The 15,060-nt window shown below is 28.7% G+C and carries 14 protein-coding genes; 3 read left to right on the top strand and 11 right to left on the bottom strand.

What is annotated here, in order from left to right; translation table 11 throughout:
* Positions 1-8: 8 nt before the first annotated feature.
* Positions 9-1,505 (bottom strand): helicase HerA-like domain-containing protein, encoded by a 1,497-nt coding sequence (locus HMPREF9709_RS01650; RefSeq protein ID WP_005397313.1) that lies wholly within the window; start codon positions 1,503-1,505, stop codon positions 9-11.
* A gap of 261 nt (positions 1,506-1,766) precedes the next feature.
* Here HMPREF9709_RS01650 and HMPREF9709_RS01645 point away from each other — a divergent pair, with 261 nt between their 5' ends.
* Entirely contained in the window at positions 1,767-2,738 is a 972-nt protein-coding gene (locus tag HMPREF9709_RS01645; protein WP_005397307.1) for a polysaccharide deacetylase family protein, read from the top strand.
* 1 nt (position 2,739) lies between these two features.
* The gene (locus HMPREF9709_RS01640) at positions 2,740-3,213 is read left to right on the top strand and encodes a hypothetical protein (protein ID WP_005397305.1); all 474 of its coding nucleotides are present in this window, start codon (positions 2,740-2,742) and stop codon (positions 3,211-3,213) included.
* A 98-nt stretch (positions 3,214-3,311) separates the two neighbouring features.
* Here the strand turns inward: HMPREF9709_RS01640 and nox are convergent, their stop codons facing one another.
* From nox to HMPREF9709_RS01595, 9 genes are all read right to left on the bottom strand, one after another.
* Positions 3,312-4,649 carry a H2O-forming NADH oxidase gene (gene nox / locus HMPREF9709_RS01635; RefSeq protein ID WP_005397303.1) on the bottom strand — a complete coding sequence of 446 codons (1,338 nt, stop codon included), beginning with the start codon at positions 4,647-4,649 and terminating at the stop codon, positions 3,312-3,314.
* A gap of 177 nt (positions 4,650-4,826) precedes the next feature.
* Positions 4,827-5,951 (bottom strand): hypothetical protein, encoded by a 1,125-nt coding sequence (locus HMPREF9709_RS01630; RefSeq protein ID WP_005397300.1) that lies wholly within the window; start codon positions 5,949-5,951, stop codon positions 4,827-4,829.
* A 165-nt stretch (positions 5,952-6,116) separates the two neighbouring features.
* The gene (gene sufU, locus HMPREF9709_RS01625) at positions 6,117-6,545 is read right to left on the bottom strand and encodes a Fe-S cluster assembly sulfur transfer protein SufU (RefSeq protein ID WP_005397298.1); all 429 of its coding nucleotides are present in this window, start codon (positions 6,543-6,545) and stop codon (positions 6,117-6,119) included.
* Positions 6,535-7,755 (bottom strand): SufS family cysteine desulfurase, encoded by a 1,221-nt coding sequence (locus HMPREF9709_RS01620; RefSeq protein ID WP_005397297.1) that lies wholly within the window; start codon positions 7,753-7,755, stop codon positions 6,535-6,537. Before HMPREF9709_RS01620 ends, sufU begins: the two co-directional genes overlap by 11 nt.
* Position 7,756: 1 nt before the next feature.
* Positions 7,757-8,797: a SufB/SufD family protein gene (locus tag HMPREF9709_RS01615; RefSeq protein WP_005397296.1), complete on the bottom strand. Its 1,041-nt coding sequence runs from the start codon at positions 8,795-8,797 to the stop codon at positions 7,757-7,759.
* 9 nt (positions 8,798-8,806) lie between these two features.
* On the bottom strand, positions 8,807-10,213 hold the full coding sequence (sufB, locus tag HMPREF9709_RS01610) for a Fe-S cluster assembly protein SufB (RefSeq protein ID WP_005397295.1): 1,407 nt from the start codon (positions 10,211-10,213) through the stop codon (positions 8,807-8,809).
* Positions 10,206-10,949 (bottom strand): Fe-S cluster assembly ATPase SufC, encoded by a 744-nt coding sequence (gene sufC / locus HMPREF9709_RS01605; protein ID WP_005397294.1) that lies wholly within the window; start codon positions 10,947-10,949, stop codon positions 10,206-10,208. Before sufC ends, sufB begins: the two co-directional genes overlap by 8 nt.
* A 62-nt stretch (positions 10,950-11,011) precedes the next feature.
* Positions 11,012-11,746: a hypothetical protein gene (locus HMPREF9709_RS01600; RefSeq protein WP_005397280.1), complete on the bottom strand. Its 735-nt coding sequence runs from the start codon at positions 11,744-11,746 to the stop codon at positions 11,012-11,014.
* An 84-nt stretch (positions 11,747-11,830) separates the two neighbouring features.
* A complete protein-coding gene (locus HMPREF9709_RS01595) occupies positions 11,831-13,747 on the bottom strand; it encodes an acyltransferase family protein (RefSeq protein WP_005397278.1) in 1,917 nt (638 codons plus the stop codon).
* A gap of 134 nt (positions 13,748-13,881) precedes the next feature.
* Here HMPREF9709_RS01595 and HMPREF9709_RS01590 point away from each other — a divergent pair, with 134 nt between their 5' ends.
* Positions 13,882-14,202 carry an Asp23/Gls24 family envelope stress response protein gene (locus tag HMPREF9709_RS01590; RefSeq protein WP_005397276.1) on the top strand — a complete coding sequence of 107 codons (321 nt, stop codon included), beginning with the start codon at positions 13,882-13,884 and terminating at the stop codon, positions 14,200-14,202.
* A 90-nt stretch (positions 14,203-14,292) separates the two neighbouring features.
* Here HMPREF9709_RS01590 and HMPREF9709_RS01585 read toward each other — a convergent pair whose 3' ends face one another.
* Positions 14,293-15,060: an ABC transporter permease gene (locus HMPREF9709_RS01585; RefSeq protein ID WP_005397274.1), complete on the bottom strand. Its 768-nt coding sequence runs from the start codon at positions 15,058-15,060 to the stop codon at positions 14,293-14,295.

Below are 15,060 nucleotides of genomic sequence, written 5' to 3'. Positions count from 1 at the left end.
CTCCCATATTATCTTCTTTTTGTACCGAAAATACCTCTTGTAATCTCTCTTCCTATCGTTCTACCAACTGAACCAATTACATTATTGGTAAATCTTTCAAAGATAGATGTCTTATTTCTCTTTCTAGTTTCTTCTTTTTGTTGTCTTTCCTCTTGCTTTTGAATCTCTTTTAACCTTTTTTCTTCAGCAATTCTCATTTCTTCTTCTTGTTTCGCTTTTAATTCTTGTTGAATCTTTTCTTCCTTTTCTCTGCTTAATATTTCATATGCAGATTCTGGGTCGATCGCTTCAATATATTTTTCATAAAATTGAGAAGAATTAACGATTTTCAAAATTGCAGACTCATCAATTTCACCGAGTTTTGACTCTGGTGGACAAATTAATGTTTTTTTGGCTGGTGTTGGCTTAGAATCATCATCTAAAACTGAAACAATTGCTTCTCCTGTTTTAAGATTTAAAATTTCTTCTACTAAATCCATACCTTCTTCTTGTCTAAATGATTCTGCAATAGCTTTTACTTCTTTTTGTTCTTTAGGAGTATATGCTCTTAAAGAATGTTGAACTCTATTACTTAATTGGCTCAAAATATCATCAGGAATGTCCGTAGATTTTTGTGTAACAAAAAATATTCCCACACCTTTAGATCTTATCAATCTAACAATCTTTTCAACTAATTCAAATAATACAGTATCGGCTTCATCAAAAAGTAAATGTGCTTCGTCAAAGAAAAATACAATTTTTGGCTTATCTAAGTCGCCTTCTTCTGGTAAATTTTCATATAATTCAGATAAAAGCCATAGTAAGAATGTATTATATAAAGCAGGATATTCAAATAATTTTTTACTAGATAAAATATTAATGACACCTTCTCCAGAAGAGTTTGTCTTCATCAAATCTTTTATATCAAAAGCTGGTTCACCGAAAAATACATCTCCACCTTGTTGCTCAATCACTAGTAATGATCTTAAGATTGCACCAACGGATGCAGAAGAAATGTTTCCATAATGGCTAGATAATTCATCTTTATTTTCATTAACGAAATTTAATATTGCTCTTAGGTCTTTTATATCAACTAATAAAAGTTGTCTTTCATCAGCAAGTTTAAAAGCAATATTTAATATACCCTCTTGAATGTTATTTAATCCTAATAATTTTGATAATAATATAGGCCCCATTTCTGAAATAGTAGTTCTTAATGGAATGCCTTTTTCCCCAAATACATCAAAAAATTCTGCGTCAAATTTTCTATTTTCATAATCGTCCAAACCAATCTCTTTTATTCTATTTTCTATTGATTCGTTGACTTCTCCTGGTTCAATTACACTTGATATATCACCTTTTATATCTGAAAGAAAAACTGGTACGCCATTTTTTGCTAAATTTTCAGCAAAAACTTTTAATGTAACAGTTTTACCAGATCCAGTTGCACCTGTGATAAAACCATGTCTATTTAATTTAGAAAGATTTACTTCGAAATCTTTACCAACAATAATTTTATTTTCCATACATTCTCCCCTTATGAAATTTTTATGTTAATTTAAATATTTATTTTTTTTAATATTTTTTATAAGCTAAATTTAGCAGAATTGATAAAATTTTTTTGAAATATTTGTTTATTTAATAATATTGTAACATAATCGTAACACAAAATCTGATAATTTATGATAAAATAATTCGTAGATAAACAATAATCATTATCATTTATCTATTGCTTATTCAATTTAGTTAGTTTAAGCATCAAATTTTAATAAAAGGATGGAGAAATTATGAAGAATAAGAAATTATTTAGCATAGTATTATTGTGTATCTTTTGTTTTGCATTAAGTGCATGTTCAAATAATGGTAAAACAGACCCTACAAAAAATGATACAAAAAACGAAGAAACTAATACAGATACTACAGTAGAATCTACAAATGAGTCTGAAAACAAGCCTGAAACAGAAACTGAGAAAGAAACAGAGACTGAGTCAGAAAAAGAAACTAATGATGAGAAAGTATCTGATACAAATGTAAATAAAAACCACAATGGAAAATTCAGTGCAAATGCATATGATGTAGTGACTGTAAGAGAAAAACTTTATAATGGTGATATTGATGGTAAAAAATTAGCATTTTTAACTTTTGATGATGGTCCAAACAATGATGTTACACCAAGAATACTTGATATTCTTAAAGAAAAAAATGTACCGGCTACATTCTTTACAGTTGGTAAAGCAATTCATGAAGATACAGCAAATGTATTAAAGAGAATCTATAACGAAGGACACGCTATAGCAACACATTCATTCTCACATGAATACGAAGATTTGTATCCTGGAAGATATCCAAACGCTGAATATATCTTGAAGGAAGAAAAGAAATCTATTGAAAGACTAAAATCATTCTTAGGCGAAGAATTTTATACAAAAGTATTTAGATATCCTGGTGGTCATATGTCTTGGAATAAAGAAGGTCTAAAGGCTTCAGATAAATTATTACAAGACAACAATATCTATTGGATTGACTGGAACTCAATGACTGGTGATGCTCAACCTAAAAATATCAAACAAGTTCCTAGACCAGAAACTGTACAAAAAGTTTTGGATAACTTTGACGAATCAGCAAGATTAAATGGTGTTTCAAATGTTGCAGTAATTCTAATGCATGATGCTATTGGTAAGGAGATAACTGTTGAAGCACTTCCAAGTTTAATAGACCATTTACAAAAATTAGGATATGAATTTGGTATCATAGAATAAAATGAAAAGTGTAAAAAATAAAGTAATTATAATATTAAGTTTTATATTGATTATCTTGTTATTTTTTGGGATTAATAAATTAACAAAAAAGCAACATAAAAAGATAACAGAAGAAGAAGCAAAAAATAAAATAATGGAAATTTTTAGTGATAATAAAATTGAAAAATTAGAGAATCAATCATTGATTCTAACAAAAAATAATGATTACATGATAATGGTTGTTGGAGATCAATATATTTTAACTGATTTTTCTGAAAATCCCCCTATAATACATCACTATAAATCAATAAAACCTGATATTAAAGTAAAAGTACTAAAAATTGAAAATGATGGCTATTTAGTAGAGCATGATGATCACAGTCATTTCGTATATGGTAAATTAGATAAAAATGTAAAAGTTGGAGACTATGTATATATTAAAGACCCCCATACATATCTTCAAGATAATCATGCAAATGAAGAAAATCATCAATAAAGAAATACTAAAGAATATATTCATTTTCTAAAAGTACTTATTGAAATTTATATAAAAAAACAGCAATGGTAAATTCGCCATTGCTGTTTTTTATTTTATTATTCTGCATTTATTGCTGCTAATGCAATGTAATTGTATGGTTGGTTAAAGTGAGGTAAGAAGAACATATCTGTTAATGCTAATCTATCAATTGTCACTTTTTCTTGAATTGCTAATGAGAACATGTGGATTCCCATTGACATATCATATTCTGATGCCATTTGTGCACCTAATACTTCTCTAGTGTTTTTATCGTATACAATTCTTAATTTTACAGATGGGTTTGTTGTTTCAATAAAGCCAGGTTTTTGTGTATCTTCGTAATCTGTATATAATACATCTAATCCTAATTTTTCAGCTTTACCAACTGTGATCCCTGTTGATACCATCTTCAAATCGTAGATTGATATACCGTTTGATCCTTGTACACCATTTGATTCAATATTGCCACCGGCTGCATTGTGTCCACCAACAATACCACTTCTTGCAGCATTTGAAGCTAATGCGATATAGTTTGTGCTGTCGATTGAGTTATCATAAACTGTTGCACAGTCACCGATTGCATATACATCTTTGATGCTTGTTTCTTGTTTTTTGTTAACTAAATAAGCACCATTTCTAAATAATTCTAATTTATCTTTACCAATGAATGTATTTGGTCTAAATCCGATTGATAAAATTACTAAATCTGCTTCAATTTCTTTTTCTGATGTTACAACAGATGTAACTTTTCCATCTTTACCTTTGATTTCTTGTACACCTTGGTTAAATTCTAAAGCAATACCGTGATCTAAAAGATTTTGTTTCATTAGATCTGTAAATGCTTCATCGTAATATGCTGGTAAAACTGTTGGAGCCATATCTACCATTGTTACATTTTTTCCATGTCTCTTAAATGCTTCAGCTAATTCAACACCGATATATCCAGCCCCTACTACTACAACATTTTTAATGTCAGGGTTTTTAATTTTATCAATAACTTCTTGTGCATTTTGGAATAGTTTTACTTGTTGTACATTTTCTAAATCTTTTCCTGGAATATTTGGAATAATTGGTTCTGAACCAGTTGCAAGAATTAATTTATCATAACTATCTTCAATTTCTTTACCATCTTTTAATGTTACAAAAACTTTTTTATTTTCAAAGTCTACATCTTTAACTGTAGCTTCCATAAATACTTTTGCGCCTTTTGATTCGAATTCTTCTCTACTTGCATAGAATAATCCGTCTGGTTTAGAAATTTGATTTCCAATCCATAAAGCCATACCACAACCTAAGAATGAAATATTGTTATTTCTATCATAAATTGTTACTTCATGACCTTCATAATTGTTTAATATTGTTCTAATTGCAGCTGTACCCGCATGATTTGCGCCAATTACTATAATTTTGCTCATAATCTCTCCCTCTTATTACGAATATTGTTTTGTTACATTGATTTAACATATATATTTTACCATTTACACAGAAAAAGTAAAGCAAAGACATTAAATCTATTGAATAATTTTTAAAAAATGGGGCTGTTGCAAAATAAACAAAAATTTATCTTGCAAAAGCTCCATTGTTTTTATTTACTATTCAGCTCGTAAACCATCTAATTCTTCTAAAGCTTTATCTAGTTCCTCTATTTGTTTATCTAGATCTTTTTGCAAAGCTTCAACATCAGTTTTATTATTTGTGTCATTTGTATCGTTTACTTTTTTTGTGTCATCTGAACCCTTTGTATTATCTAGACCCTTTGTATCATTTAATCCATTTGTATAATCCAATTCTTTCGCTGATTTTGCTTCTTCTGGAATTGTAACTGTTTCAATTCCATCAAATTTAAAGTCTGTATATTTAGAATCTAATTCTTGTTCTAATTTAGTTTCTACTGGGTCTTTAGTCTTATCAAATGAAGTAACCATAGTAGTTTTAATTTGTCCTTTTGAATGTATAGAAACAATTTGATTTTTTGATCTATCATATTCTACAACAACGTCAATACCACCAGATGTATCTTTAAATTTCATTGATTCTGTTTGATTTTCTTCAATTGATTTAGGATCATAAGTTGCTTTATATCTTTCGATATTACCATTTGCGCCTTCAAATTTCCATTCTGGCTTATTTTTCTCTGTTGTACCAAATGAAATACCTATATTTCCAGCTATGTCCTCAGATGACTTTGTAAATGTTAAATTATTTTCATCTTTACCTAAACCTCTTAAAACAGTAACTTTGTCGCCTTCAATTGTCTTATAGGTGACTTCATAAGTATTACCCATTTTTGATTTAGTATATTGTGTTTTTCCATCATAGACTACATCTGATTCTGCATTAAATTGTTGTGGTTTACCATTTTCTACAATTTTTTGAGAACCTACAACTTTCACACTAAAAGGTTTAATATTTCCATCATTACCATTTAAGCTATCTAATAATTTATTGACATCAAGTTTACCAGGTTCTGGTTTATTAATTCCAGCATTTGTGTCGTCTTTTGTTTCTTCTGTTGTTTCTTTATCTGTTACGTTTGCTTGAGTTTCTTCTGTTGTGTTATTTGCTGTTTCGTTATTATCTTTTGTTTCTTGTTCTTCTTGAGTTGTTCCCTCTGTTTTCCCTTCACCAGTGGTATCTTTTTTATTATCTTGACCACAAGCAACTATAAAAAGAGATAGTGCTAAAATTAGTGTTAAAAACTTAAATTTCGATTTCATAATGTCTCCTTTATTTTTGATAATTTTATTATATCATTTTATATAATATGTAAACTATTAAAAGTGTATATTCTACTTGAAAGAACGGCATTTTGAGCCGTTTTATGTATATTTACCGAAATATCGCACTAATTTATCACATGAGCATTTTACTGGCTTTGTTAGCTATTTATCAGTTAATAATTTGTCTAATGTTCTCCATGCTAAAACCGCACATTTCACTCTAGCAGGCAATTTACTTATATTTTGTAAAGCAACTGCATCTTCTAAATTTTCAAGTTCTTCTTCTGTTAGGTCTTCATTTTTAATCATTTTTAAAAAATTCTTAACATCATGCTTAGCTTCACTGATTGTCTTGCCTTTAACGATATCAATCATCATGGAAGCAGATGCTTGAGAGATAGCACAACCTACCCCTTCAAAACTTGCATCTTCTATGATATCGTCTTTTACTCTTATATTTAATGTAATTTCATCTCCACAACTTGGATTAACTCCAAGTTGGCTATCTGTTGCATCATCAAGTGTTCTTTTATTGTCGCTATATAAACTATGTTCTTTTATTAATTCTGTATAAATTTGATCAATTTCCATAAAAAATTTCCTTTACTTTTTCCAAAGCTAAAATTAATTTATCTATATCTTCAAAATTGTTATAAAACGCTATGGAAATCCTACAAGAGGAGTTTATCTTCAAATATCTGTGTAGAGGTTGAGCACAATGATGACCCACCCTTATATTTACATCATAAAAATCTAAAATTTGTGATACATCATGTGGATGTACACTTTTAAATGTAAAAGCAATATTTGTACCTTTTTGATTTTTATGTGGATAATATATTTTAATATAATCTAGTTGATTTAACTTTTCTAGACAATAATCTACTAACATCTTCTCATACTTATAAATATTATTTACCCCTAATTTTTCAATATATTCAATTGCTTTACCTAGAGATATAATCGCAGCCACATCCATTGTCCCTGCTTCAAACTTGCTAGGAAGCTGAGCAAAACTAGTGTCTTGCTCATAAGTATACTCAATCATATCTCCACCAAATAGGAATGGTTGCATCTTGTCTAAAATCTCATATTTACCAAACAAAACTCCAGCACCTTGTATTGAATACAGTTTATGGCCTGAAAACGCAAAAAAGTCACAATCAAGGCTATTCACATCAATTTTTTGATGTGTTACTGCCTGTGCTCCGTCTATTATAACGATAGCTTCTGTTTTTTCTCTAACTTTTTCTATCATTTCTTTTACAGGAACATAAAATGAAAGCACATTTGATTGAGCAGTAAAGGCTACAATTTTTGTGTTTTTATTTAATTTATTTTCAAAATCATTTTGATCAAAATTTAAATTTTCATCTAAATAAAAATAAACTAATTTAGCTCCTGTTTTTTTAGCAATATACTGCCAATTTACAAGATTTGAATGATGCTCAGCAATTGAAATTAAAATCTCATCTCCTGATTGTAAATTATTGAAACCATAGCTATAAGAAACAAGATTAAGAGCTTCCGTTGCATTTTTTGTAAAAATTATCTCTTCAGTTTTTGATGCGTTTATAAATTTTCTTACTTTTTCTCTAGTATCTTCAACCAATAAAGAAGATTCTACAGATTTTTTATAAGTACCTCTATGGGCATTTGCATTCATCTGGGTATAATATTCATTGATAAAATCTATCACTACTTTTGGTTTTTGAGTTGTAGCTGCGCTATCTAAAAAAGCAATATTTTTATTGTTTTCAAAGAAAGGAAAGTCCTTTCTTGTTTCTTTTATATCTATCATATTAATTAATACCTTTTCTTAAGTCTAATAATAGTTCTTCAGAAATATTTTCATCACCAATCATATCAAATATTGGCTTTAATTTTGATTCTATAATAATCCTTTTTGCTGCCAATGTATCAAATCCTCTGGTCGTTAAATAAAATAGCATATCTTTGTCTATTCTACCTGCTGAAGCTGCGTGATTACCTACAATGTCATCCTCTCTTGCTAAAAGTAATGGCACAGCGATACTTTTAACAGTTGGATCAAGTAATGTAACAAATTCCTCTTCATTTCCCGTAGATAGAGTACATCCTTTTAGGAAATCAAGAGTACCAGCAAATCTCTTCTTAGCAAAATCCTTTAATACACCATGTATCACCATATTTGAATCTGACTCTTGTCCTGTATGAGTCATTTCATATCCTAAATCAAGATATCTTCTACCATCTACAAAATACGCAGTTTGAATGTCAGATTTTGATTTCTTACCGTCTAAATGTATCTTAAAGTTAGAATATGAATCATTTGCCCCCAACTCTACTTGGATAATCTCAACCTTCGCATTTTCATCAACCTCTAATAATAGAGATATTAAACTTCTTGATTTTTCGGATAATCTTTGAATCAAAACTATCTTTAATTCTGAATTTTCTTCAGATTTTATTTTATAAACTGAATTTCTAAATGCATTACAATCATCAAAAGACTTGTAATCAAAAATAATTGACGCCTTCATATCTCTTCTTATATGTAACGCATGCATATCATTGATGACGTTACTATCATCATTTAATATTATTTCTCTTTTTATTTTATCACCATCATTAAATAAATGGTATTCTTCCAAATTTCTTAATTCTTCATTTAATTTTAGAACCTCATCTGAAAGTCCAAATTTCTTATGTTTGAAACTCTCGTCAAATGTATTTGGAATTTTTTCTCCAGATACATTATTCATTGAATAGTCTTTATATTTAACACCATCAATATCGATATCTACACTATTTGCCTTTGTAAATCTCCACGTTACATGAGGAATTTTATTAATTGTTGCCATATTTCCTCCTTAACCTATTGACCCAATTAGTTCTAAACTGATTAAATTATTCATCTCAACAGCGTATTCCATAGGTAGCTCTTTTGCAATAGGCTCAGCAAATCCACGTACTAACATCGCCTTTGCATCCTCTTCGCTTAATCCTCTTGACATCAAATAAAATATCTTGGTGTCATCAATTCTACCTATTTTCGCTTCATGTCCTAAATCAACATCATCATTTTCAATTAACATCACTGGAATGGTATCTGAAACTGATCCTTTATTATCAAGCATCAAGGACTCACAGTTGACATTTGATTTTGAACCTTTTGAGTTTTCCTTAAAATGCACTAAGCCTCTATAAATTGCTTCACCGCCACTTTTTGATATAGATCTAGCATTTACTGTAGAATAAGTATTTGGTGCTGCATGTATAACTTTTGTCCCTGTATCAAGAATTTGACCATTATTTGCAAAAGAAATACCTGTATAGTCAGACTTAGCATTTTCACCAATAAGTACTGAGGCAGGATATAGCATTGAAACTTTAGATCCAAATGAACCAGAAACCCATTCCAAATGAGCATTACTCCAAACTATACCTCTTTTTGTATTTAGGTTGTACATATTTCTAGACCAATTTTCTATTGTGGAATATCTTAATTTAGCACCTTCTCGTACAAATAGCTCTACCGCACCAGCATGAATGTTTACCACATTATATTTAGGTGCAGAACATCCCTCAATATAGTGCACATAAGCACCTTCATCTACATAAATAAATGTATGTTCAAATTGACCCGCACCTGGCGCATTTAATCTAAAATAGGACTGAATCGGTATATCTACATATTGCCCCTTAGGCACATATACAAAGGATCCTCCAGACCATACAGCATAATGTAGTGCTGTGTATTTGTGTAAATCTGCTTCAACAGCCTTTCCAAACCATTGTTTTAGCATATCTTCATATTGATGAACCGCCTCATCCATATTGATATATGTCACGCCTAATTCTACTAAATACTTCTTTACATTGTGATATACAACTTCAGAATCATACTGTGCACTTATACCAGCTAAAGCATCTATTTCCGCTTGAGGAAGACCTAAGTCATAAAAAGTTTCTTTAATATCTTCTGGTAAATTGTCCCATGCATTTGTTTCACCAGATGTTGGTTTTACATAAAGTGTAATTTCATCAATATTTATTTCTGATAAATCTGGTCCCCATGATGGATTATCAATTTCGTAGAATAATTTCATGGCTTCCAATCTTTTTTCCAACATCCAATCAGGCTCATTCTTTTCCTTTGAAAGCTCTCTTACAATTTTTTCGTTTAGCCCTTTATCAGAAATTTTTGAATATTCAAATTTATTTTTCTTATCAAATATCCCTCTATCAATATCTGCGACTTGGGTTTTTTTAGCCATTACTTACCTCATTTTTATATTTTTTATAACCATCTTTTTCTATTTCATCAATCAAGCTCACATCTCCAGTTTTCACAATTTTACCATCAATCATTATGTGTACCTTATCAGGCATAATATTTTCTAAAATTGAACTGTGATGAGTTATAATCAATGCTGATTTTTCTTCATTTAGGAATGAATTTACTTCTTTAGAAACAATTTTTGTAGCATCAACGTCTAATCCAGAATCAGTTTCATCAAGCATGATGAATTTAGGGTTTAACATTTTGATTTGTAAAATCTCATTCTTTTTCTTTTCACCACCGGAAAATCCTACATTTAAATATCTCTGTGCATATGAAGGATCAAAACCTAAATCTTCAAGTTCTTTTTTTAATGTTCTTCTAAATTCTAATAATTTAGATTTATCACCTGTAAGATTTACTTGTGCAGTTCTGATGAAATTCTCTACACTTATCCCTTCTACTTCTTCAGGACTTTGAAAACTTAAAAACATACCCAATTTTGCACGTTTGTCAGTAGATAATTCTGTGATGTCTTCACCTTCAAATTCAATTCTCCCCTCTGTCATTTCATAATCAGGGTGATCCATTATCACTTTAGTCAATGTTGATTTTCCAGAACCATTTGGCCCCATTATCACATGAACTTCTCCCGAATTAATCTCTAAATTAATTCCCTTTAATATCTCTTTTCCTTCGACATTCGCATGTAGATTTTCTATTTTTAGCATTTTTTCTCCTTTAATGTTTACTAAATTAGTCAAGATTGAAAGATAATATTATGGTCTCAAAATTAACTTTCAAGACCATTATTATTATCAGTATATAAATAGACATTGGTTATTCTTTTTAGTGTTTCTTTTGACTTCAACGTCTCTTTTTGAATTTCATTAATTTTATCATTTATATCTTTTTTAGAATACATATTTTTTTCTTCATTGAATGGGAAAAATTGATATAGCTCTAAAATTTTATTTTCATAATAATAGATTTTTTCATTGATATCTCTAGGCACAAAATCAATGATATTATCCTCTTCTTCAAATCTCTTTTCATAGTTTTTTGCTATCTTAAATATCTTTTCGAAATTTGCCTCTTCAAGTGCATTTAAAAATTTATTCCAAGTTTTTGTATTTTGATTTCCATTTAAGTAGGGATCTTCATTTTCTATTATTGTAGATATCTTTGATAATATTCCTCTATCTAATATTTCTTTTATATAATCTCTAACTCCACTAGAACTGTTACTCTTTGTCTTTAATACAGATATTTGATTTTCAAGATCCTTATATTCTTCTTTTGCCATTATGGTATTAAATTCATTTGAAATATTTGGATTGATATATCCGTAAACAAATCTATTTTCTATAGCTTTATCATATAAAAATGATTGATATATACTTTCCATTTTTTCAATCTCATACTGTGCAAAATTTGCTATATACTTATTCTCCAAGAATATTGAATAAATGTATTTATAAAAAAAGTATTCTGTTAATTTATTTATATATTTTTTCTTTTCACTCATAACTTGCTCCATATTAGAAATTATAACATATAAGAAAAAAAATAAAACAGGCTAATACCTGTTTTATTTTTATCAAAATATTAATCATTTCTTAAGTTCTGCCTCTAATAAACGCATCAAATGATCAATACCGATTGTCATCAAGTGTGTTTGGTCAGAAGCTAAGTATTCTGGATGTTTTGAAGCAACACTATACCAGTCTACTACTGCTACATCTTTATGATTTTTTTCGTAATTGCTAAATATTTCATTAACCTGCGATTCCCAACTTACTGGCGCTTTAATATTAATGATAATTTTTTTACTCTTAGGATAAAGTGAAATGATATCGTCTAAATTTTTTTCTTTAAAATATCCATTTGTCCCAAGTACAATTATTACCACTGTTTCTTTTGAATCATAAGTAGAATATTCTTTAAAAATAGGTATAGAATCAACTAATTGTCTACTAATTTTTGCGTCAACAATAGAATTTGGATACATATCAAGTATTCTATTACCAATATTTACTCCAATAGAATCCCCAATTAATATTAACTGATTATATTTTATCGAAGGATTATCTGTTGTTGATTTTGTATCTTCTTTTTTAGTTTCTTCAGTTTCATCTTTAGTGTCTTCTTTTACAATTTCAGAATTTGTTTCTTTATTTGTTTCTTTATTAGTCTCCTTATCCGATTCTTTTAAGCTTGCTTTTGGAGCTTCTTTCTCCGTTTTCTTTATACTTTCCTTGTTATTAGAAGTGATATTCTTTTTATTTGGATTCGTCTTTATCTCTTCATCTAACACTACACTTTTTGAAGTGTCTACAAAAGCTGTTGATATAAATGGCACCGCTATACCAAATAGCCCCATTATAAATAATCCAGAAACAGCATAAAATACAGTATTTTTAAGTAATACAGTAAATCCTCCATCTTTGATTTGATTAACTAGCCCTTTTCTATTAATAGGTTTTTCTATGTACTCGTATGTTAAATAGGATAATACAAATATTACAGCTAATCTTATTGCAGTATATTTAATATTAGGATTTCCTCTTTCAACATCTAATTGAGTTAAAACAATAATTGGGAAATGCCATAAATATATTCCATAGGAATTTTTCCCAAGATTTGAGAAAAATGGGATAAAATTAAGTATTTTACTAAACACATTAGTTACTGAACCAAATGATATAATCATCAATAAGGACATAATCGCAAATAGTAAAAATCCAAATTGATAAACCCATTGATATACTTCTGATACCGTTCTGACAAAATATATAAACATCGCCAGAGTTATTATACTTGTGATATTAGCAAATAGAGCCATTTTTGAGGTCTTAATCGTTCTTAATTTTTCCATTGGAAATAAGAAATAACCTAATACACCAATTATTATTTCATAAATTCTTGTATCTGTACCATAATAAACTCTGCTCACATCCTGTGGAGTATAATATTTTACTTGTAAAATAAATGATCCTATTGCCATCATTGACATTAACACTATAAAAAGATTGTATTTCTTAAATATTTTTACTCTATAAAATCCTTTAAATAAGAATGTTATGATTATATATGATTGTAATAGCACCCCTAAATACCATAAATGCTTAAAAGGACTTAATGTAAAGCTATCAAAATAGCTAACCTTGTTTATGATATACCACCAGTTACTCGTAAAAGTCATGCCTGCAAGAGCATCTCTATGTGATACATCCAATACTGGTTTATTAAATAATACAAGAAAAATCACCACAGTAAAAATAACAATAAAAAGTGTCGGCCACAGTTGCCTGATTCTATTTTTTATATTTTGAAAAAACTTAATATCGCCTTCATTCCTTAACTTATTTACTAGAGAGTTAGCTAGTAAATAACCTGAAATTACAAAAAATAAATCTACGCCAATAAACCCACCTGGAAAGTATTTATTTGTTATGTGATACAAAACTACCGCTATGATGGCGAAAGTCTTTAACACATCTATCCCTACTAATTTTCTATTTCTCATCTTATTCCTCTTATAATTTCCTATATATCTTAGTTTCTTATTATATCATAAAGTCTTTTTATATTTAATACTAATATTTGCATATGTTTAGCATTTTTCATATAATATAATATATAAAAAATGAGGAGGTTATTATGACCGATTTTAAAAATGGATCAGTTAAAATTTCAAATGATATTATTGATCAATTAATCGCTGAAACAGCATTACACGTAGAAAATGTAGTATCAGTTGTAGGATATAGAAATAAGAAAGTTGAAAAAAATAGAAAAGACAGCATTACTTCAATAATAGAAAATAATACTATTGATATCAGTTTAGCAATTGAAGTAGAAAAAAATAAAGATGTTTATAAGATAGCAGAAAATGTGCAAAAAGCTGTACAAGAACAAATCAAAATTATGCTTGGTTTTGAAGTAAAAAATGTTAATGTTATAGTAAAATCTTTTAATTAAATAAAGTAAATAAAAGGTGATGTAACTACGTTTTTAATCCAATAAGATTAATTTAGCGTAAAATTTTACATCACCTTTTTAGTTTAAAAATTATATACTATTTTTTCTTCTATTAACTCTAAATGAAATTAATAAGACTATTACGCAGATTGAACCAAAAAATAGCATTGATTGAATCAGCGGTGCTGCATTATATGATTTCCCAGCCCAAAAATCAATATAATATTCTGACATTTGTGTTGTTGGCAAATATCTAGATACTTTTTGTAAAAATGGTGGAAGATCAGATAATCTTATTCCCATCATACCGCCTAATATCATTATCGCAAAATATATTGTCATTGATACTGCGTAAGTTTTGCCAAATTCCTTAAATATTGATGCTAAACCATGAGCTAAAGCCATTAAAAATCCAGCAAATACAAATAATACTAAAATCCAAACTAATAAAGCTGAAGTAGTTGGTTTTAATATGTCTATAAAAAATAGTGAGCTACAAAATATTAATAAGCAAAATACTAGAAAGATACTATTTGCAATAAGTTTTGCAGTAAATACTCTATTGTAGCTTATACCGAATAAGTTCAATCTTATAGGAATTTTCTTTTCAATTTCATTTGAATATGTTGATGAATGCCCTAAAAATATTGCTGCTAATGGCACCATCATTGACATCCCTAGAAATATAACTGTTTTCACTTGATTTCTCATATCTTGTGGAACATCTTTTACTACAGATTGAGAAATTAAAAAGAATAGTAACATTGGAAATATAGCTCCGAAAAATAGTGAGTATCCATTGTACAAGCAATTTAACAATTCATATTTTATTAAATAAAAATTTGATTTCTTTTTCAT

This window comes from Helcococcus kunzii ATCC 51366 (assembly GCF_000245755.1).
GTDB lineage: Bacteria > Bacillota > Clostridia > Tissierellales > Peptoniphilaceae > Helcococcus > Helcococcus kunzii.
This window is presented reverse-complemented; position numbering and strand designations above follow the sequence as displayed.